14 protein-coding genes, 3 pseudogenes and 2 CRISPR repeat arrays are annotated in these 19,958 nt (G+C 68.9%); of the genes and pseudogenes, 5 read left to right on the top strand and 12 right to left on the bottom strand.

Annotation, left to right across the window (positions count from 1 at the left end):
- The first annotated feature begins 101 nt into the window (after nucleotides 1-101).
- Nucleotides 102-5,192: a hypothetical protein gene (locus ACIRR8_RS17800; protein ID WP_404065192.1), complete on the top strand. Its 5,091-nt coding sequence runs from the start codon at nucleotides 102-104 to the stop codon at nucleotides 5,190-5,192.
- 5 nt (nucleotides 5,193-5,197) lie between these two features.
- Here ACIRR8_RS17800 and ACIRR8_RS17795 read toward each other — a convergent pair whose 3' ends face one another.
- The 3 genes and pseudogenes from ACIRR8_RS17795 to ACIRR8_RS17785 all read right to left on the bottom strand — a co-directional run bounded on the left by ACIRR8_RS17795 (nucleotide 5,198) and on the right by ACIRR8_RS17785 (nucleotide 7,757).
- Nucleotides 5,198-5,665 (bottom strand): hypothetical protein, encoded by a 468-nt coding sequence (locus tag ACIRR8_RS17795; RefSeq protein ID WP_404065189.1) that lies wholly within the window; start codon nucleotides 5,663-5,665, stop codon nucleotides 5,198-5,200.
- 259 nt (nucleotides 5,666-5,924) lie between these two features.
- Nucleotides 5,925-6,192: a CRISPR direct-repeat array (repeat unit 21 nt; unit sequence CACCCCCGCACGCGCGGGGAC).
- 110 nt (nucleotides 6,193-6,302) lie between these two features.
- Nucleotides 6,303-6,687 (bottom strand): annotated as a pseudogene (locus tag ACIRR8_RS17790) (DUF4440 domain-containing protein).
- Nucleotides 6,688-6,753: 66 nt separating this feature from the next.
- Nucleotides 6,754-7,757: pseudogene (locus ACIRR8_RS17785) on the bottom strand (MarR family transcriptional regulator).
- Nucleotides 7,758-8,447: 690 nt separating this feature from the next.
- Between ACIRR8_RS17785 and ACIRR8_RS17780 the strand changes: the two are divergent.
- Complete coding sequence (locus tag ACIRR8_RS17780; RefSeq protein ID WP_404065186.1) at nucleotides 8,448-8,942, top strand: hypothetical protein; 495 nt, start codon at nucleotides 8,448-8,450, stop codon at nucleotides 8,940-8,942.
- A 200-nt stretch (nucleotides 8,943-9,142) separates the two neighbouring features.
- On the opposite strand, the gene ACIRR8_RS17775 is transcribed toward ACIRR8_RS17780, so the two are convergent.
- From ACIRR8_RS17775 to ACIRR8_RS17765, 3 genes are all read right to left on the bottom strand, one after another.
- Entirely contained in the window at nucleotides 9,143-9,487 is a 345-nt protein-coding gene (locus ACIRR8_RS17775) for an SCO4225 family membrane protein (RefSeq protein WP_404065184.1), read from the bottom strand.
- Nucleotides 9,488-9,691: 204 nt separating this feature from the next.
- A complete protein-coding gene (locus ACIRR8_RS17770; protein WP_404065182.1) occupies nucleotides 9,692-9,904 on the bottom strand; it encodes a hypothetical protein in 213 nt (70 codons plus the stop codon).
- Nucleotides 9,905-9,953: 49 nt separating this feature from the next.
- A complete protein-coding gene (locus tag ACIRR8_RS17765; RefSeq protein ID WP_404065179.1) occupies nucleotides 9,954-10,619 on the bottom strand; it encodes a uridine kinase in 666 nt (221 codons plus the stop codon).
- A 288-nt stretch (nucleotides 10,620-10,907) separates the two neighbouring features.
- Here ACIRR8_RS17765 and ACIRR8_RS17760 point away from each other — a divergent pair, with 288 nt between their 5' ends.
- Nucleotides 10,908-11,597 carry a DUF4232 domain-containing protein gene (locus tag ACIRR8_RS17760; RefSeq protein WP_404065176.1) on the top strand — a complete coding sequence of 230 codons (690 nt, stop codon included), beginning with the start codon at nucleotides 10,908-10,910 and terminating at the stop codon, nucleotides 11,595-11,597.
- 83 nt (nucleotides 11,598-11,680) lie between these two features.
- Nucleotides 11,681-11,892: direct repeats of the CRISPR family, unit length 29 nt; unit sequence GGGACCACCCCCGCACGCGCGGGGACCAC.
- Nucleotides 11,893-12,364: 472 nt separating this feature from the next.
- Here ACIRR8_RS17760 and ACIRR8_RS17755 read toward each other — a convergent pair.
- Nucleotides 12,365-12,949 (bottom strand): HD family hydrolase, encoded by a 585-nt coding sequence (locus ACIRR8_RS17755; RefSeq protein WP_404065174.1) that lies wholly within the window; start codon nucleotides 12,947-12,949, stop codon nucleotides 12,365-12,367.
- 195 nt (nucleotides 12,950-13,144) lie between these two features.
- Between ACIRR8_RS17755 and ACIRR8_RS17750 the strand changes: the two are divergent.
- Nucleotides 13,145-13,833: pseudogene (locus ACIRR8_RS17750) on the top strand (HAD family hydrolase).
- 6 nt (nucleotides 13,834-13,839) lie between these two features.
- Here the strand turns inward: ACIRR8_RS17750 and ACIRR8_RS17745 are convergent.
- The 5 genes from ACIRR8_RS17745 to ACIRR8_RS17725 all read right to left on the bottom strand — a co-directional run bounded on the left by ACIRR8_RS17745 (nucleotide 13,840) and on the right by ACIRR8_RS17725 (nucleotide 18,012).
- A complete protein-coding gene (locus ACIRR8_RS17745) occupies nucleotides 13,840-14,127 on the bottom strand; it encodes a hypothetical protein (RefSeq protein WP_404065172.1) in 288 nt (95 codons plus the stop codon).
- A 294-nt stretch (nucleotides 14,128-14,421) separates the two neighbouring features.
- The gene (locus tag ACIRR8_RS17740; protein ID WP_404065169.1) at nucleotides 14,422-14,583 is read right to left on the bottom strand and encodes a hypothetical protein; all 162 of its coding nucleotides are present in this window, start codon (nucleotides 14,581-14,583) and stop codon (nucleotides 14,422-14,424) included.
- A 161-nt stretch (nucleotides 14,584-14,744) separates the two neighbouring features.
- A complete protein-coding gene (locus ACIRR8_RS17735) occupies nucleotides 14,745-15,425 on the bottom strand; it encodes an ATP-binding cassette domain-containing protein (RefSeq protein ID WP_404065166.1) in 681 nt (226 codons plus the stop codon).
- A gap of 43 nt (nucleotides 15,426-15,468) precedes the next feature.
- The gene (locus ACIRR8_RS17730) at nucleotides 15,469-17,571 is read right to left on the bottom strand and encodes a hypothetical protein (protein WP_404065163.1); all 2,103 of its coding nucleotides are present in this window, start codon (nucleotides 17,569-17,571) and stop codon (nucleotides 15,469-15,471) included.
- A gap of 147 nt (nucleotides 17,572-17,718) precedes the next feature.
- Nucleotides 17,719-18,012 (bottom strand): lactococcin 972 family bacteriocin, encoded by a 294-nt coding sequence (locus tag ACIRR8_RS17725; protein WP_404065161.1) that lies wholly within the window; start codon nucleotides 18,010-18,012, stop codon nucleotides 17,719-17,721.
- 421 nt (nucleotides 18,013-18,433) lie between these two features.
- On the opposite strand from ACIRR8_RS17725, the gene ACIRR8_RS17720 reads away from it, so the two are divergent.
- Nucleotides 18,434-19,945 carry a hypothetical protein gene (locus tag ACIRR8_RS17720; RefSeq protein ID WP_404065158.1) on the top strand — a complete coding sequence of 504 codons (1,512 nt, stop codon included), beginning with the start codon at nucleotides 18,434-18,436 and terminating at the stop codon, nucleotides 19,943-19,945.
- Nucleotides 19,946-19,958: the final 13 nt, after the last annotated feature.

Below are 19,958 nucleotides of genomic sequence, written 5' to 3'. Positions count from 1 at the left end.
CGATGTACGGGAGTTGACGTACTGATGTGGAGTCGGCGGCGAAAGGCCGCCGGGCCCGCGGATCGGGCGTGGGGGGCTCTGCCGCTGGCTACGTTGACGCTGTGCGCAGGCAGCAGCGGTCAGGGAGCGACGGCGGGAGCGGTGGCGGGGACGGCGGCTCCAGCGCGAGCGCGCGGGGCGTGTCCGAGTCCGGGGCCGCCGTGCGCGCGCCCCGGACGGCGCGTCCGGCCGGTCCGGGCGTCCTCGGCGGCGGCCCCCGCGACCTGCGGGCCATGCAGCAGACCCTGGGCAACGAGGCCACCACACGCGCGCTACGACGCGGAAGGCGCCCGGCCGCGCCGCCACCGGCCATCGACGAGCGGGCCGAGCAGGGTCTCGTCCTGCCGCCGTACCTGCTGGACCTGGAGGCGGGCGGGCTCTCGACGGCGTACGGGCTGACCGGGCACGAGTTCGTCCGCAACGCGGTGGCGGCCGTGGTCGGGCACGGCGACGGCACGGTGGCGGGGATCGCGGCCGACTTGGCCGGGCGCCCGGAGTCGTTCTTCGGCCGGGGACGGGCGTTCGCGGTGGAGGGCGGGCCGGGCGGGGAGAGCGCCGGCGGTGGCGGCGGGTTCGATGTGACGGTGAGCATCGCGCCGGCGCCGGACGACCGGCCGCCTACGTTCCACCCGGCCGCCGATCTCGCCACGGCCGCGCCGGACCCGGGCGGGGCGCCGCTCGCCGCCGTGGACGACGCGGAGGGCAAGGAGACCAAGGTCGACGTCCAGCACAACAGCGTCGCCGCGAGCGGCAGTTCGGTCGGCACCTCCTCCAGCACGGGCGTGGGCGGCACGGTGTTCGGGCTCGCGCCGGTCGCGCCGGGGCTGTGGCTGGGCGCGGCGGCGACGGGGAGCGTGCAGCCCTGGCACTCCTCGCGGGACTCCCGCTCGCAGCGCGGAGTGGCCGAGCCGCGGGTGCTGCGGAGCGACAAGGGCTCGGTGGAGGTCGCGCGCCGGGTGGTGTACGTCGTACGGGTGCGGCGGCAGGCGGGCGGGGACGAGCAGGTCTTCCGGGGCTCGGGAGGACTGACCCAGCGGGTGCCGACGGAGCACCTGATCCCGGCGGGGACCGGTGCTCCGGCCCGTCCGGAACCGGTGGACGCGGAGCGGGCGCGGCAGATCGCGATGGCCGACTCGCTGGCGCCGGTGGCCGTCTCCGACACGGCCGGGCCGCACCGGGGCGGCGGCGGGCTGTTCGACGCCGTCGCCTCCGTCCTGCACCCGTCGCTGACCGCGCCCGGAGCCCCCGGCCGCTCCCGGCTGTACGAGGCGACCGCCACCGCGACCGTGCTGGAGGACCTGCCGCGACTGCTGGGCGGCGACGGCGTCACCGGCGACGACCTGTACTCCAAGGACGGCAGCAGCGCGGGCAGTTACCGCATGCGCGCCGCCGTCACCGGCCTGACCCCGGCCTGGTCGACCGGGAAGACCCAGCTCCGTACCCACCAGCAGGCCCAGCACACCGCGACCGAGTCGGCGGGCAAGGGCCGGTCCGTCGCGGGCGGCGTCGGCCCGGCGATCGGCGTCGGCGCGGCGGCGAACGCGGCGGTGGTACGGGCCACCGCGATGCCCGTGGCCGCCGCGCGCAAGGCCCGGTTCAGCGTGAACGAGCAGACGGTCTCCAGCCGCCAGGGCGCGGAGGTGCGGGGCGAGAAGGCGCTGTACACGGGGACCGTGCAGTTCACGGTGGAGGGGACGGGCCCTCGGTCGATGCGGATGATCCTGCGCCCCGAGGCGCGGGTGGCCACGCACTCGATGCGGGTCTGGATCAGCCTGCGGGCCGACGAGGCACGGGAGTTGGGGCTGCCGCTGCCGCCGGGCGTGGAGGCGGGCGAGTTCGTCAAGGAGCCGGAGAGCGGGGAGGAGGAACGGCACCTGCCCTTCGGCGCGACGGGTTCGAGCGTGACGCTGGGCCGCCTGGACACCGCACCGATGATGAAGGCCGTACGGCAGCTGTTCGCCACCGACCCCCGGCTGGCCGGCTACCTCCCCGCCTTCGGCGCCACGCCGCCTCCGGCCGGTCTCAGCCGGGAGGAGGCGGCGGCGCAGCGGGCCAACTACCGCGAGCTGACCGCCGCGCTCTCCGAGGCCAACCTCCGTGTGAACAAAAATCAGTTGCTGTCGACGGGGATCCGGGTCCGGCTGCGGCGCAAGACCGCGATGCACTCCCATGACGTACAGCTGCGGGTGCACGGAACGATGGGCGAGGCGCACCATCTCGGCGAGATCGACGACTGGCTGGTGCGCGCCCATGCCGGTGTTGCGGCCAACGCCCAGACCGGGCGCGGTAGTTCCCGCTCGATCGGCGGCATGGTGCTGGCTCAGGCGCGGCTGATCCCGGGCGTGCTGACCGGCTCGGCCCGCTACGAGCGGCAGAGCTCCGGCACGCGCCGCAACCAGGCCGGCCCCACGACCCGTACCGACGTGCTGACCAACGGTTCGGAGCAGGCGAGCGCGTTCGGGGCGGCGCTGCGGCTGAACGTGGACGTCACGATGACCTCACGGCAGCGGAAGCTGACCCGCGCGCTGACCCCGGGCGCTCCAGGCAGGGACGCCCCGGAGCCACGGCTGCTCTCCGGCCTGCACCTGGAGGAACAGGACGTACGGCTGCTGACTCCGGCGGAGTTCACGGTCGGCGCGGAGGAGAAGGCGCGGCTGGACGCCGGCGCCGGCCAGGCTCCCGGCCCCGAGCGGCCGGTGACCGGCGCGTCGGGCATCGGCGACCTGGCAGCCCTTGCGCCGGTGCCGACGGCCGGGCGGCTGGTACGGGACTGGCAGCTGGTGGAGACGCTCGGCGACGGTCAGCCGGTGCGCGACCTCGCCCTGGCGCTGCTGTCCCGGGCCGCCGCGCGAGGCGAGGCGGGCCGCCGGGACGAGGCGCTGGGGACGGAAGGTCTGGCGCCCCGGCTGGCGGTGGAGGAGCGGTTCAGCCCGCGCGCGATCACGGCGTCGCTGCGGCAGGCGGCATCGTCGGGCTGGGTGGTGAAGAACCTGCGCCACCCACGCCGTATGGCGGCCCTGAACGGAGCGGTGGGCACCCGACTGGCCCTGTCCTCGCCTCAGTTGGTGCACGAGGCATCGGGCCCCGGCACGGAGACGTTCATCCTGGGCGGCCACCAGGCGGGCGGCCAGCAGGGCGAGGGCACCTCCACCACGGTGCAGGCCGGGGCCACCCTCGTACAGAACGGCCCGGAATGGCGGGTCGGCGAGGGCCTGTCGGCGTACGGGGCGACGAGCACGGGCGACACGGAGGCGGCCACGGTCGCGGGAACGGTGGAGCGCAACGCCCACACCCCGAAGAAGGCCCCGCTGTACCTGGTCCGGTGCGATCTGCTGGTCACGATGGTGGCGGAGGTCAAGGTGACGGGCGGCGGCCCGTACGTGGCGAGCGCGGGCCGGACGCTGCCGGGCGCGGCGGCGGTGTGGCTGACGGCGGAACAGCTGCGGGCGGCGGGAATGGACCTGCCGGGTTCGGCACGGAAGGCGCTGAAGGTGGAGGCCCCGAGCGAGCGCGCGGAGACATCGGCCGCCGGCGCACGCGCAGGCAGTGGTCCGCCCCGCCCGAGACCGGCCCTGTCCCGCGCGCTCCCGCTGGGCTTCGGCATGATCGAGGACGTACCGGACTTCGTCCCGCTGCTGTCCGGCCTGCGCGACACGCTGTCGCTGACGGGCCGACAGGACCTCGCCGACGACCTGCTGCCGAGGCAGCAACTACGGGACCGCAACGACAACGTGCAACGTCTGCTGCGGGTGTTGGACCGGGACGGCTCCACCGGTCTGCTGGCGAGCGCGATGGACGGCGGGGTGACGGTGGAGCTGCTGGACGGCCGTAAGACGCCGTACTGGGCGGTGTTCAAGGTCGACCGCGTCGGCGACGGCGTCTGGGACGGGGAGGCGGACGACGGCCGGGACATGGAGTACATCACGTCGGCGGTCGCCCAGCAGTCCACCTCCCACGACGAGGGCGAGACGGCGGGCGTGGAGGGCATCCTCGCGGGCTCCGGCAAACCCGACGGCGGGGCGGGCCAGTTGAAGAGCACGGGCGGAGCGGCCGGGCTAGGTATTGCCTCCGGCTCCGGCCGCCGCAGAGGCGGGGCGGCCCGTGGCCAGCTGGGCATGAAGACGGTGGCGGAGGCGAAGACGGCCAAGTCGGCGAAGATACGGGTCCCGGTCGTGCCGTCCCTGGAACTCCACCAGGGCGCAAGGAGGCTGGCCGTGGCAGGCCTCGGCCGCACGTCCTTGGTCCACCGAGCCCTGGAGGAGGACCTCAAGGCCCTGTCCCGCGTGACGACTCCTCGCCGCGCGCCACGCCCCGCTCCCGGCTCCGGCACCGACGCGGGCGCCTCGGCCGGGGCCGGACTGGGCACATGGCGGGCGGCCGGGGTGCCGCTCCCGATGGAAGCGCAGGTGAACGGCTTCCAGGGGGCGGCACGCGTACGGGAGTTGGTGTCCACGGCCATCCGCGCGGCAGGCGGCAACGACCGCTTCCGCGACAAGGGCCAGGCCGCCGCGTACACGCTGGGCGAGGCGGTCTCCACGGAGTGGCTGATCGCGGCCCTGCCCCTCCTCACCAACGCCGGAGCGGAGCTGCCTCCGGTCCACGCGAGCGGCGCAACGGGCCAGGACCTCCGGGCATCGGTCCACGCCCGCCTGCGGTCAGGCCGCGTGCTGGGCGCCGGAGACAAGATGACGTTCGAAACGGCGGCACAGAGCCACCTGGGCGCCCCGCGCCCGACCCAGACGGACGGCCAGAGCGCGGCCGAGCGGAGCAGACAGGCCCGAGGCCTCCTGGGCGCCGGAGTCCTGAACGCCGACGAGTTCCGCCTCAACCAGTTGATGGCCAACACGGGCGGCTCGGGCTCGGCAACGGGCGCTTCGGCTCACGGGGCGGGATCGATGCCGCTGCACAAGCCGAAGTTCGCGTCGGTGCTGGTCCAGTTCACGCTGGATGTACGGGTGGTGGCGAGGGTGGCGAACCGCGCACGACCGTCCCGTACGGGGTCGGCAGAACGCGAACTGACCCTCCCGCAACCGGTGGTGATCCGGATGCCGCTCCCGGTGGCGGGCCGCTTGCTGGCCGCACACCCGGAGGCGATCACGGACCAGCACGACAGGTTGGGCCTGAGGGCGAAGGCGGCGCCGCCCCCCTCGTAGAACGGCTAATCCTCCTGGAAGTGAAAGCCCTCCGAGGAGACCAGCCCCTTGTCCGGATCGGCACGGAAGGAGGCAACCCAGGCGACGGGGTCGCAGTCCGGCCCGTTGGGATGCTCCGCGGTCAGCTGGGCCTGCGCGGTGTGCGTGACCGCCCTACCCCCGTCGGCCGGAGTGACGGTCAGCTGGACGGGCAGCTTCCTGGCCCCGACGTCCTGCGGAAGCCGCACCGACGCCAGCCCGATCGGCTCGCTGGGATCACCGGAGGCACGCTCTTCGCAGGAGCCGTCCACACAGACCCGAAGGGTGGCCCCGCCGGACCCTTGGAAGTCGGCCGGCCGCCAAACGACGGAGACGGCCGAGTCCATGGCGCTGAGGGTGCACATGTCGCCCTGCTGGGCCACACACCCGGCCAACGAGACGACGGCGCCCAGGGAGAGGAGGACGCTGCGTATCTTGGCGCGCGGCCAGGGCAAGGCGGGTGCGGCTGGGGCCGGCCCGGCAGAACGCGCCTCGGCCTCTCTCACCATTGGAGCTGAAGCCCTTCGCATACGCCCTGCCTTTTCCCTCAAGCCCACAACCGCCCCCACCCGACCTGACGGACACGCTGGTTCGCTCATCACCTGGACCACTTTCTGGGCGATGAGCCGTTCCCTAGTTGTACTTCACTGCGCCGGGGACGTTGCGGGGGTGGTGCCTGGGGGCCGGGTTGCGGGGAGGTTGGGGGTGTGGGGGCGTCCCCGCAGTCGCGGGGACCACGACGTCCAGCCGGACACGTGGGACTTGGAGAAGGGATCACCCCCGCACGCGCGGGGACCACAAGCCCGTCCCTTTCCTCGGCCAGCTCCTCCCGGGACCACCCCCGCACGCGCGGGGACCACGTCTACTCCGCGGCGAAGCTGATTGCCGACCGGGGAACACCCCCGCACGCGCGGGGACGACCATACAGTCGTGCAGCGATTAACCTCGTTACAGGGAACACCCCCGCACGCGCGGGGACGACAGTTCGTGACCTGCAGTTTTAGGCGGCCGGAGGCTCGTTTTTACTTACTTCTTGAGAATCTGACATATCTCCCCTTCTTCGCGAAAGGTGTCTGCTGGCAGCCGTGTTCGTCACGACAGATTCTGCTCTACACCCGCCGGGACCGGCGTCGCCTGGTGGTAGTACATCCTCCACACTGACTCACCATGCCTCCTTCGCCACAGTGAGCTTCGGCGGGCCCGGTTGCCGCCGGGGTCGCTCTCGTACGTGAGGTGCACCAGGCCGGGCGCCAGTACGACTCCGGTCATGTTGGACGGCTCATGGCGCGGGCCCTTTTGTGCTTGCGCCGCTCATCTCAGGGAGCGCGGCGAGCGTCTCCTCGTACGTCCACCGCCGACCCGAAGCTCCGACCTCAATGAACTCCGGGTCGAGCAGCTGCTCGGCCGCGTCTTCTCGTCGCTCATCCCGCCATTCTGTCCCGTAGGGCGGCGTCGGCGAGTCCCGCAGATCAGCCACCGAACAACGCTTCCGCCCCTGCCCGGTATCGGCATTTGCCCCCGCGACGGACCCCGGTCATCGGCTTCAGGCGGTTCTGAACAGGTCGCGGAGGTTGGTCATGTGGGTCTTGATGTCGGTGGCTCCGTCGCCTTTGGGGGGTCTGGGGTTTCGGCGCTTGTTTGGTTGTGGGTTGTGCGGCAGGGGCGGCAGAGGCCGTCGGGGAGTGCTTCTGGCTTCCCGGGGCGGCCGCAGTCGGTGCATTCCATCAGGACGCGGTGGGCCGGGGCTGGGGTGTTGGGTGTGGTGTTCTCGGTCGGTAGGTGGGGTGGCATTTTGTCGGTGAGGCGGCGGCGGATGAGGCCGGCGGGGTAGCCGATCTCGGCGGGGAGTCCTGCGGTGAGTGCGCTGGTGAGGTGGTCGACGCTCACGCCCCGGGCCAACCACTCGGCCGCCTGGGCTTCGAGGGCGGCGCAGTCGTCGGCGGAGAGCGCGAGGCGGTGGTCGTTGCGGCCCAGGCGCGCCAAGGCGAGGTAGGCCGGGGACGGGCCCGCCTCGGGGGTGCGGGGTGCTGCCGGGGCCGTGTTCGTCGCGGGAGGCTCGGGTTCCGTGTTCGAGGTCTGGGGTGGGGGTTCTTCGTCCGGGACCCAGGGTGGCGGCGGGGTGGTCGCCTCCGGTTCCGGGCCCGCCGCCTGGGCGGTGAGGTAGGTGGTCCACCACTCGTTGTCGCGTGCGGTGCGGGACCAGAACGTGCGGGAGACCCACCTGGTTTCGTCGCCCGCGCTGACCGGGCACCGTACACGCCGCAGATGACCGGCCACCGACAGGGCCGTCAACGCCGAGGAGATCGCCTGCTGACCGTAGAGCGGCACCTGCTTGGCGAGCTGCTTCACGCTCATCGCCGCGCCCTCGGGCAGGTGGTCGACGAACCCGGCAACGTACCGCTCACGTACCGGCAGGAGCGCGAAGTCCTGGGTTGTGCGGGGGTGTTGGTGGGGTGCGGAGCGTTTGCCGTAGCCGGGGTTGGCCATCGGGTACGTGGTGGGAAGTGCGGGGGACTGCAGGGCGGAGCTAGGGTGCTGGGTAGCCACGGGATCGTCTTTCTAGGGTTGCGATCTTGCGGTCAGACCCCGGCCTGGTGCTGCGAACACCATGTCGGGGTCGATTGGTTCTCGAACCGTAAGCACTCGTGACGCTCCGCCGCAAGCTGTCACGATTAGTCATACTTGCTCGCCGTTACGGGTCAGGGAGGTAGGGGAGGTTTTCCCAACCCCCTGCATCTACCTGCCGGTTAAAGAAGGTGCTCGAACCTCGAAGCTCGCGTCCCGAGGCCCGAATCCCGGGACCCGAGCTTCGGGCCGTGAGCCCGTACCCGTACACGAGGAAGAGTGAACGCCCCCACTCCGAGCGCTAAGCCCCGAAGCTTGAGCGCCGAGCGCCGAGCGCCGAGCGCCGAGCGCCGAGCGCCGAGCGCCGAGCCCGGAGCCCGGAGCGCGATGGTGAACGAGGCTGACCCAGCTGCCTGATGTGCGGAATTGGTGTCACGGATGGTGCCGCAGTTCATGTCCCTGTGAGTTCGAGTCCGAATCTGTTCGAGTAAAAGAACGGTCAAGGGGCAGCTGATCGGGACGAGAGCTGGGCGACCTAGGAGGCGCGACTTCATGCGAGTCCGACACATAGTCCGCTGGCCGAATGCCGTGTTGGCGTCGGCGGCCATGATCGCGCTGACGGCCTGCGGAGGTGGTGGCAGCGGAGAGACGGAGGATCCTCAGGGGAAACCCGTGGCGACCACCTCGTCGCCGGAGCCCTCGGACGTTCCGTCGGCCTCGGCGTCCGAATCGGCCTCGGCCTCGGCGTCCGAATCGGTCGATGGCTCGTCCGGTGAGGCTGAAGAAGAGGCACACAACGCGAAGTTGCCCAAAGTGACGGAAGTCAAGGTGACGGAGACTGCGGAGGGCGATCGGGTCACCTTCACCTTCAGTGGCCCTGCGCCTGATCACTTGGACACCTACGAGGAGAGGCTGGAGAACGGGGAAGGCAGGCCGATCGATATCCGAGGCAGCAAGTTCCTCCGGATCGCCTTCGTCGGAGCCAGCCCGGACAGCCACTTCGCCTCCCCGGCCGGCAACGAGCGCGTGATGGAGGTGCGTCACCTCTGGCACTTCGAGGGCGAGTTGTCTGTTGCCATCGGTATCGCCGCGCCTGATGGAGCCCCGGACCCCGCGTACGACATCACCACCAAGGGCAAGCAGATCGTCGTCGACATCAAGGACTGACTGGGGCGTCCCGCGTCCTCCATCCGGTCCGTCGGGCGGCCCGACGCCGAACAACTCGGGCTCACTGTCACCGACCGAGGCCAGCACGTGTGACTGCGCGACCGGCCGGTGGTCATTCGGCCCGCCCGTGCTGAGGAGTTGCCGCCTGACCGAGACCGGCTTCGGTCAGGAGGAGAGGGACAGTGAGCCGGTCTCCACCTTCAGGCGCTGCTGATGCCGTTCGCGGTTCCGTGGGCGCGTCGCTCGGTGACGTAGCGGTACAGAGCGCCGAGCGCGACAGCCTGGACGACGGCGCCGATCGGGATGCCTATCAGGCCTATGGGGCCCGCGAAGGTGAACAGGAAGGTGAACAGAAGCGAGGTCGGGGCGGTGGCCAGGAAGGCCCATACGCCGGCGAGGCTTGCGTCTCCGGAGGAGGCGGCGGAGTAGGTGTTCGCGGCGACCCATACGCACACCGCGAGCACGACGCCCAGGTAGCCCAGGGCCGGAGGGTTCGCCAGGTAGTGGCGGAGGGTCTGCGGCAGCGTACGAGAGGGCTCGGCCATGACGGATCTCCCTGGAGCGTTGGTGTGACCGGTGTGGTGATGGTTCTGCTGACGAACTGAAGACTGCCGTTCGCCCGTTCGCACCACATGAGTTGCCGTACTCACGTTCGCATCTGTGTACTTACCTGCGGGGGCGTAGGCAGTGAGGCGGCTGCCGTCCCCGTACGCGCTGGAACCAGCGTTCGTGACCCCGGGCCCCGCCCCTCACCCGCTCGACCGTAGAGCCCGTGAGATCTCGATGTCTTCCTGTAGCGCGCTCAGCCGGGGTGGGGTTCTCGACGCGTCCAGGACCACGGTGTGCAGGCGGTCGCCCACCCTTGGGGCCGGTACGTCCAGGTTCCACCAGGAAGGGTGCTTGGCCAGGTCGATGAAGGCGGGAGTGCCGTTCGCGTCGGCCTCGGAACCGTAGGGTGTCACGGCTGTGATCGTTACAGCTATCTCTTGGTGGGTCGTCAGGGGCATGCGGTCATCCTCCTGCGTGGGTGAGCAGCAGGCGCGGGTGGGCGAAGTCCCGGTTGTCCACCACCGCGTCCATCCTCGGCAGCGGCTCCACCTCCTTCAGGTACAGGTGCTCGGCTGCCAAGTAGCGGTTGCGGTGCAGGGATTCTGCCTCCGAGCCGGCCCAGTTCCGGTCGCGGTCCGCGCCCCGGCGTACGGAGAGTTCGGCGTCCACGTCCAGCCAGATGCGGAAGTCCCAGTACGCGTCGATCTCCGGGCGGAACGCGAACACGCCGTCCACGATCAGGACCGTGTCCGGGGTGAGCGGGGTCGTTTGGGCCGAGTGGTCCTGTTGGGTCAGCGGGTCTATGGAGCAGAGCGCGCAGGACGTTGCCTCCGGGGCGCGGTACGGGTCCAGCAGGAGGCGTCCGGCCGAGGTGTAGTCGTACGCGTTGCGGTAGTAGCCCTCGCCGGACTCCCTGTCGTACAGGTGGCGGTCCTTCCAGGGGTTCTTGAAGTCGTCGAGCGTGGCCCGGAGTACCGGTCGGCGGCCCGACTCCGCTATCAGCTCGGCCAGTTCGTGGCCGAAGCTGGTCTTTCCCGCTGCCGTGAAGCCGTCTATGCCGATGAGCAGGCGGCCGGCGGTGGGGGCGGGAGCGAGGGCCAGGATGCGGTGCGCCAGGGTCTGCAGCAACGCCCTTCGCTCTGGCGATGCGGTGGGCGGGCAGGGTTGCTGCCAGGTGGAAGGGGAGTGGTGGACCTTGTGCCTGCCCATGTTCATGCCGGCCATCCTGGCAACCCCGCCGCGCCGGAGCCGTTCACTTCGTGATCATGTCACCGGTCCGTGACAGCGGTGTCCGGGTACGGAGACGCCCGGATCCCCTCGTATCACCGCGCCCTCCTAGTGGGTGTTCCGGAGCCCGAACGGGGAGCCGGACAGCGCTTCCCGCCTCCGACCGTCGACCAACACCTAGGGGATCTCATGTCCGGCAACCGCAACCGTCGCAAGGCCCTCCTCGCCTCCGCCGTCCTTGTGGGCGGAGCGCTGCTGGTGACCGCGTGCCAGGACACCGACGGCAGTGTGGACAACGGGGCCGCGCAGAGCAGTTCTCCCTCGGCCGACGTGGGCAGCCCTTCTGCCTCCGCCTCCGCTTCTGAGGATGCTGCCTCGGACGGCCCCTCGGAGTCCCCGTCGAGTGGTGCCTCCGACGAAGCCTCGGACCAGGCCTCGGACGAGCCCTCCGCCGGGAGCGGTAGCGACGGTTCCGGGGTCCGGCAGGAGTGCGGGGCCAACGACCTCTCCTGGAGCACCCGGTCCGAGAGCCAGGCAGGTGGCTACATCCTCGTCATGGCGAAGGCCAAGTCCGGGATCACCTGCGTCCTGCCCGCCGCCCTGCCCACCGTCGCCTTCGGGTCCGACGGGACCGAGGCCGGGCCCGTCGAGCAGTCCGTCGGCAAGCCGGTCACCTTGAGCGGGTCCACGGTCGCCTACGCGGGAGTGAACCCGAAGAGCACCAATACGGACGGGGGCAAGGAGCTCGACAGCATCATCGTCGCCGTCGGCAACGAGGACCCCAACCCGGTCTCCCTCAAGGTCGGCACGATCACCGTCGACAAGCCGGTCGTCACCAACTGGCACACCGCGCCGACGGACGCCGTCCCCTTCAACTGAACCGACGGACCGGGTCGACCCGGTGGTGGGCACACGCGTGCGGGGAGCCCCCCGACCAGGCCGACGAACGCGTAGTGGGCCTGGGGACCACCCCCGCACGCGCGGGGACCACCCGGCCACGATCCGGCTCGCCGCGCTGCTGCCGGGACCACCCCCGCACGCGCGGGGACCACAGCGCGCAGGTGATCCGGGCGATCGGTGACGCGGGACCACCCCCGCACGCGCGGGGACCACGTGACCGGCTCCACCACTACGCCCTTGGTCGGGGGACCACCCCCGCACGCGCGGGGACCACAGTTCGTGACCTGCGCGTTTAGGTGGCCGGAGGCTTGTTTTTACTCACTTCTTGGGAAACGGACATATCTCCCCCGCGTCGCAAGCAGTCCCTGCCTGAAGCCGGGCATGTCAGGGGTCATTCTGCCCGTCAGCGACCGCTGAGGACGCCTCATTCCTATGAAGACCAGCGCAGGGCGGAGCCGGGGTTCTGTGTAACCAAGAGGCCGTCTTCCCAGGGTTTCGATCTTGCGGTCAGACCCCGACCTGGTGTGGTAAAGCCGCCTCGGGGGAGCTTGGTTGTCGAACCGTAAGCAGTCGTGACGCTCCGCCCTAAGCTGTCACGATTGGTCATACTTGCTCGCTGCTACGGGTTAGGGAGGTAGGGGAGGTTTTCCCAACCACTGCATTTTCTGCCGGTTAGAGAACGCGATCAAACCTCGAAGCTCGCATCCCGAGGCCCGTGTCCCGTGTCCCGGGACCCGAGCTTCGGTCTACTTCTCGTCCTCGCCCAGGGCGGTCCGGAGCCAGTCGATGGTTCCTTGGGCCAGGAGTTCATCGGCCAGCCGGTTCGCCGTGCCGGTGACGAGACGGCGACGGCTGTTGTCGATCCAGCGCTGGGCGTTCTCGTAGCCCTGTGCCTTGTACTCGATGCCCTGGAGCAGGCACTCCAGCTTGTCCGCGTCGCGGGCGCAGACCGCTTCCGGCGACTCCTTCGCCTCGTACTCCGCCACCAGCTCCCGGACCGCCGAGGCCAGCACCTCTGGCATGCCCGCCGTCTGATCGGCGGTGACCTCCCGCGGGTCGCCCGCCGGGGCGTACTTCTTACCCAGGTGGTTCACGTCCCCGGTCCGGCTTTCCTGCGTGTCGTGCCAGACGGCCAGGTAGGCGGCCCGGGCGGGGTCGGCGCCCTCCAGCTTCGCGATGATCGTGGCGATCAACGCCGTACGCCAGGAGTGCTCAGCGACGCTCTCCGGGGCACGGACGCCAGCCATCCACCAACCGGTGCGCCGCGTCTGCTTGAGCGTGCCCGCCTCGTACAGGAAGCGCCCCACCGCGGACAGGTCCTCGTCAGTCACGAGTTACTCCTCTCACCCCTCGGCGAGGAAGGCGGATTGCGCACCTGATTCCTCGCGGCTCCCGGCCATCCAACATCACCTGAGCGTTGCCCGACCCCTCTTCACGGTCGGCCGGACGGCCAGGGGAGCGTGATTGCGCTGTGCGTACGCAGGCCGCCTTCGCGTAGCAGCTCGGACGGCCCTTACGATCTCGGCATGATTCGTGCAGTGGTGTTCGATGTAGGTGAGTGCCTGGTGGACGAGACCAGGGAGTACGGCACCTGGGCGGACTGGCTCGGAGTTCCCCGCCACACCTTTGCCGCGCAGTTCGGCGCAGTGATCGCTCAGGGGAAGGACTACCGGGAGACGTTCCAGGTCTTCCGTCCGGGATTCGATCTGTATGCCGAGCGTGAGGCGCGAGCCGCCGCCGGGCAGCACGAGCACTTCGACGAGTCGGACCTGTACCCCGACGTACGCGACTCCGTGGCGGCATTGCGCGCGGACGGCATGTGGCTCGGTATCACGGGTAACCAGACGATCCGGGCGGCATCCTGAGGGGCCTGTTCGCCCAGGATGTCGACCCGATCGGCACCTCGGACGACTGGGGCGCGTCGAAGCCGGATCCCGAGTTCTTCATACGTGTCGCCGAGGTCGTTCCGGCCGAGGCCGGCGAGATCCTTTACGTCGGTGACCGCGTCGACAACGATCTGCGGCCGGCGGTTGCGGCGGGCATGCGGATGGCGCTCGTGCATCGCGGGCCTTGGGGCATGATCCAGTGGGAGACGGAGGAGGCGAGGACGCTTCCCACCTTCCGAGTGGAGAGCCTCCTCGAACTGTCGCCGCTGATCAAGCAGTTCAATGCGCGGGAGCACCTGGTCTCGTCGCGTGAGGGCGTTCGTCCGTAGTCCTCGCTACGTCCCGAGTACGTCCATTTGGTGGTCGTCCAGTTCGGCGACGAAGTCTTCCCGTCGCCACGGACGCAGCTCAACCCTGGCCCGACGCAGCCGAATCGCCGGAACCCGGCCGCCGGCCGTCGCCGACGCGACCACACACTCGTGCAGCAGTTCAGCAGCCGACCGGGGATCGCCCATGCGAATACGGGCGAGAGCCTGATCGGTTCTCACGATCGCGCGCTGCACCTGTTCCCGAGGAGCGACCAACGCGGCCGCCGAAACGGCGAACCGATCATGCGTGATCACCGGCCCGTACGCGGCGCGGCACCTGGAGAACCGACCAGAGATGCTCCAACTCCCATCCGGGCAGGGCCAGCAGGTACAACCGGCCCTCGGAGACGGCGGGCAGCTGGTCGGCGAGGCAGGACAGGTAGCTGGCACTGCGGACATGGTCCGGTGCGCGGCCGGCGAACAGGTTCAGGAGGAGTGTTCAGGACGGCGCGGCCGCGCAGGCCGTCGCATTCCAGCCCTCGCTGGCGTACTGAAGGGATGGAGTCGTCCGGTTGCCTGGTCTGCTGGAGAGCTGCGGTCGGCCGGGTGTTACGGCTGGGAGTGCGGTTTCGTGCCGGTGGTGTTGTTGCGGCTGTGCGTGCGGGTCGGTGCGGGGCGGATGTGATGGAGAGCGGTGCGCAGCCGACGGCTGGACCGCATCTGGCGCGCCGGGGCGGCCGTCAGCTGGCTGTCCTTACTTACGGCCGTCATCGGCACGGGCATCGCCGCGGTTCGCCCTGGGTGACCTGATTTGGGGAAGCCTGCTCCTGATGTCCTTGCTGGCGCTGGTCGGCGTGGCTCTGCCCAGCGACGGGTCTACCTCGGCGTGCCGCCCGTCGTCGTCCGCGCTCCGGACGACGACGGGCTGTTGGTCAGGTGACGCGGAGGGGGGCGGTCGGTCGCTGCGGGACACGATCGTTCTCACCCAGTGCGAAGACTCTGTCGCACTGCTCGCGCACGGAGTTGCTGTGGGTGGCGATGACGACAGCACATCCGTCCTCGCTCATTGCGCGGAGAACATTGACGACCATGTTCGCGTTGGCGTCATCGAGGGCACCGGTCGGCTCGTCCGCGAGTACCAGAGCGGGCTGCTTGACCAAGAGCCGAGCAAGGGCCACTCGCTGTTGTTCCCCGCCACTGAGACGGTGGACTGTCTCCTTCTCCCTGCCACCAAGGCCCACGCGGTCCAAGGCCTCAGAGATGGTTGTGCCCTGCTGGCCCGGCGACGTCCGACGTGGTTTCACGGCCACTTTGAGGTTCTCGGAAACGGTTGCGTTCTCGATCAGCGCATAGTTCTGGAATAGGTAGCCGAGCACGTTGCGGCGGAACCCGCGGGTCTCGCGCCGGCCGAATCGGGTGATGTCCTTGCCCTCGTAACGCACCGCCCCCGTGCTCGGCTTGTCAAGCAGACCGAGACAGTTGAGGAGGGTGGACTTGCCCGAGCCGCTGGGCCCGACGAGCGCGAGCATCTCCCCGCGGCTGAGGGTGAAGGTGACCTCGGACCACAGGGTCCGGGAACCGTAGGACTTCGAGAGATTCTCGATATCGATCACGACAGTACTCCTGCTGAGGGGAAGGGCATCGCACGTACGGGTCTCACACCTCGGTCGCCCCTTCCCTGACGATACGGCCGTGGAAGAGCGCGAGGGCAAGGAGCACAGCGCCGAATTCGACAGCCACCAGTCCGGCGATGATGCCCAGGTCCAGTTCGGTGAGATCGACAAGCGGCTGGGTAAGGGGAGTGCCGGACGCGGCGATCCGTTCTAGGTCCTTGTTTTGCAGCCATGCTTCAAAGGGCACCCGGGTGGCCAGCAGGAACGCGATGGCCACCTCCACGCCGAGGATGAACCGGTGGGTGGATACGTACTTCCACCCATTGATGTGCCGCGCGAAGATGGCCTGGGAGTTCTTGCGCGCGTAGATCGCGCAGATCCCGACGCCGGCGATGAGGAGGACTGTGACCGTCAGCGCGAGGTTGAAGAGCTGTACCCGGAACTCGGTGACCACCTCCCTCATCTTCAGTGCGGAGTTCTGAGCCACGGGGCGTAGCGCCACGACGTATACGCCTAGCCTGTTCCCCTGAATGGCGCTCACGACATCGTCAGGATTGGGAAAGACAACCCCCTCCTGCGCAGCGAACGCGGTGTAGCCATCGTCGGACACGAACTGTGAGCCGTTCGGGACGATGACCAGGACCGGGTCCTGTACATGGGAGCGGTCTTCCTTCTGGCTGTGGGCAGCGTTGTAGACCTGATTTCCGGTGTTGTAGGTGAAGACGCTCTGGCCACTCTTGGCCAGGTGCACATCCAGTTGGGTTCGGGAATCAAAATCTGGACCCAGCACTCCGACGACCGCCTCGGTGAGGGCCGCCTCGTTTCCGCCGAGAGATTTGGGAACGATGAGCTGTACCCTGTCCCCGCTTGCGGCCCTATCGCTCTGGGCCACGGGCATGTAGCGCTGTCCCGTCGGGTCGAGGACGGGCTGTTCAGTGAGGAAAGTTTCGTTCACGATGAGTACTTCCCCTGGCGGGAGTTGTGAGCCCGGCACCAAGCTCTGGAGGTCTCGGCGCCCGGCGAGAATGACCTCCCCATTGCCGTCCGCCCGGCGCAGCCAAGGGCCGATCTCCTCGATTACTCTCTCCTTTTCGCCGGAGAGGCCTCCGTTGAGGCGGATGGTGACGGCGTCACCCGCCTCGGCGTAGGCAGTCCTGTTCTCCTGACGCGTTTCCATGTCCCTGGCGACCTGCGCGACGTCGGTGGCGACGCTGAGTGCGAGCAGCAGAGCGGGAATGCGCACCAGGTACACGCCGACGGATGCTGCGCGGGCGGGCAAGGCACCCTTCACCGCTCGCAAGACGTCGACCTTGAACGTAAGCGCGATCACTGCCACATGAGTGGTAAGCACGAGGAGAAGGAGCAATCCGGCCAAGGCGGTGGCCAGGGTGGCGAAGAGGGAGAGCCAGGCGAAGCCGTTGTAGAAGCCGAGGAAGGTGAGTGCCACCGCAGTCACGGCACCGAGCGCCACCACCCAGGGCGCCAGCAATTGCCTCAGGTCACGGACGAGGAGATCCACCAGGGAGAAGCCCTGCAACCGCAGAATCCCATAGGCCCTCGCGGACAGCAGCACACTCGCGCCGGTCAGAGTCACCGCAGCGAGAGCGATTACCCAGAAAGACCAGTACATGACGCTATTGGTGTACGCAGTTATCAATTCGCCGCCCGAGAGCGGGTGGGACACGTCAGCCCGCAGGCCGAGGCCGGAGAATTCTGCGACCAGCGATTCCGCCGCCTCCGGCGGTCCGAACACGTAGTAGTGGCCCCGCGGATCGCGCTGCCCGATGTCGGCGATCGGGTGCACCTCCGTAGTGAGGCTTGAACTGAATTCTGGATAGCCCTCGTTCAGCCACGCGCTGACGCCCGACGAGTCTTCGCCTCCAGTCATATACAGATGGCGGCGGCCATCGGGCTCCCTCAGGTCCGGTACCTCACGAGCGACCGTGACGCCGTGGTCCTCGGCGAACGACGCGATTGACCGGGCGACCTGGGCGCCACTCGTCGAATCCTCGGAGTCGAAGACGAAGATCACGGCCGAGTTGCCCAGCACTCCGTCCTCGTCCAGTTCCCGTATGAAGAGGAAGGCCAGCACTGCTGCGAAGAACAGCACGGCGACGTGGACGAACTTGATACCTCGGTGCAGCATCGGCTTCCTATGTCGGACCACTGGGTCGGGCTTGCGAGATTGCCCGGGACCGATGAGAAGTGGCAGGAGAGAGAAGGTGGGTGGCGGGCGAAGGACCGCCGTGAGCCCCGGTGACGACGTCACCGGGGCTCACGGCAATGTGCGGGATCAGAGGCTACAGCCCTTGTCCCAGTAGGCCTTGCCCGTACCGCCGCTGAGCTCCGCCGACGCCAGGGACCACGGGCCGGGCTTGGTGCAGCCACTGTAGGACCAGTAGTCGCCATCGACCGAAGACGAGTGGTTCGCGGAGGCGTGCTTGTAGTTCGACCACACGCTGCAACAGCCCGTGCCGTACGCCCACTGGCCGCCGCCCACGTTGACGGCGGCCATTGCAGGAGCGCCTGCCGCCACGGTGAGTGCGACAGCCGCGAACATGACCTTGAGCGCATTCTTCGATCTCAAAGCTGGACTCCTAGCCCTTAGCGGGGGCGTACAGTGCGCAGCCCCCTTGATGCGAACAGGACAAGAGTGTGACCGCATGTAACGATCTTTGGCAGCCGAAGATCATGTGATGCGGACCACAGGGGTGATCTTCAGCCAAAATGGAAAGGGGCATCTGGAACAGTTTCGCCCGCCCGTTCTCCGTTCCGCTTGTACGCGTTTCGGTGTGCTCCAAGCGTGAGGTGACAGAAGTGGCCTTGATCTGCACAGGTGAGGGTTGTCGCCCCTTCGTGAACCGCGCAGACTGTTCCGGTCACCCGTCAGTGTGATCGTTCGTCAAGCCCTTCCGGTCCCCACGATCGTCGGCCGACGACCCTCCTGCTGACGTCCATCCGTCGCTGACTGCGGTCCGCGCTTCTCTCGTCGGGTCCTGAAGATCTCCATGAATCCCCCCATAGTTTCTTTGCGGCACCGTCTGCCTATCTGGCTGATACCGGTTCTGTGGACTTTCGCCCTTGGCTGCTGGGGTTTGTCTCGCCAGCAAAGTGTCTGGCGGGACGAGGCAGCGACCTGGCAAGTGGCCGAGCGGTCAACTGCCCAGATATGGCACATGTTTGGGCAGGTCGATGCCGTTCATGGGCTTTACTACCTGCTCATGCACGGCGTTTTCGCATGCTTCGGCGCCAGTACGACGACGCTGAGGCTGCCGTCCGTCCTCGCCATGGCGGTAGCGGCGGGGTGTGTGGCCGTCATCGGTCGCCGACTGGCTGGTGGCTGGGCCGGTCTGGGAGGGGGCCTTGCGTTCGGGCTCCTGCCGGCCGTGCAGTTCCAGTTGCAGGAAGGCCGCCCGTACGCACTTGTCACGGCCGGGGCAGGGATTTCGACACTCCTGCTGATGACCGCGCTCACCAGTCCGCGTCACCGGCGGGGGCTCTGGGCGGCGTACGGGGGCACCGTGCTGGTCTGCGGACTGCTGAACTGGTTGTCGCTGCTGATCCTGCCTGCTCACCTGGCGACCCTGGTGTGGAGGCAAGCCGAGTGTGGATTGTGGAAACGCTGGGCGGCAGCCTCTGCGGTCGGCACGGTGTGTGTATTGCCGCTGATCCTCTTCACCCGAAGCCAGTCGCAGCAGGTGTCCTGGATACCGCCGTTGTCGTGGCACATGATGATCGGCCCGGCGGTTCTGCTGGCGATCGGCGGACTAGCAGCGCTGACGGATCGGCGACGGAAAGTCGGCCAGTCCGTCGCGGCCGTCGGGCTCCCTCTTCTCGCTGTGCCGCAGATCGCCCTGATCGGTATCTCGCTGATCCGGCCGATGTTCCTGGAGCGCTACATCCTCTTCAGCTTCCTCGGTCTGGCCCTGCTGATCGGCGCCGCGCTGGGCGCCACGGTACGAGCGGCGATGCTGAAGTTTCCCAGGGCCTACGTGTGCGTGCTCCCTGCGGTTCTGACCGTGGCGACAGTGGCGCTGTTGCCGCAGTCAGTGGCCAAGCGGTCTCCCGAGAGCCGGGTGGATGACGTCCTGGCGATCGCGTCGGATGTGCGGCGGCTCAAGCGGACCGGCGACGGAGTGCTCTTTGTGCCAGCCGCGCGGCGCGACACCAAGTCCGTCTCTCCCGAAGCCTTCACTGGTCTCAGGGACATCGCGCTGATGGAAAGTCCGGAGGCGTCTGGGACGCTTAAGGGTGTGGAGGCAGACCCGGCGCGGATCCGTGCCGCGATGCTTGCCCAGATGGAGATACTGCTGGTCACGGATGCCCCGGAGGCCGCGACGTCCGTGACGTCCGCACGGGACAAGGTGAAGCTCTCGGTGCTGGACGAGCACTTCACGGCGGTGGCGGCCGAGCGGGTCCGAGGTCGGCAAGTGACGGTGTACCGGAGGCTCGGACCCGCCACTTCGTGGCGCATGGCGGAGGGCGGAAGGGAGTCATTGATCATGTACGCACCCAAGTGACGCACCGGCGGGC

The sequence above is a fragment of the Streptomyces sp. NPDC101178 genome, from assembly GCF_044767965.1.
GTDB lineage: Bacteria > Actinomycetota > Actinomycetes > Streptomycetales > Streptomycetaceae > Streptomyces.
This window is presented reverse-complemented; position numbering and strand designations above follow the sequence as displayed.

What these genes read in the sequence shown, in the direction of transcription:
- ACIRR8_RS17775 (WP_404065184.1), bottom strand. Translation starts at nt 9,487, where the DNA reads ATGGCCGAGCCCTCTCGTACGCTGCCGCAGACCCTCCGCCACTACCTG.
- ACIRR8_RS17760 (WP_404065176.1), top strand. Translation starts at nt 10,908, where the DNA reads ATGTCCGGCAACCGCAACCGTCGCAAGGCCCTCCTCGCCTCCGCCGTC.
- ACIRR8_RS17740 (WP_404065169.1), bottom strand. Translation starts at nt 14,583, where the DNA reads ATGACGGCCGTAAGTAAGGACAGCCAGCTGACGGCCGCCCCGGCGCGC.
- ACIRR8_RS17730 (WP_404065163.1), bottom strand. Translation starts at nt 17,571, where the DNA reads ATGCTGCACCGAGGTATCAAGTTCGTCCACGTCGCCGTGCTGTTCTTC.
- ACIRR8_RS17720 (WP_404065158.1), top strand. Translation starts at nt 18,434, where the DNA reads ATGAATCCCCCCATAGTTTCTTTGCGGCACCGTCTGCCTATCTGGCTG.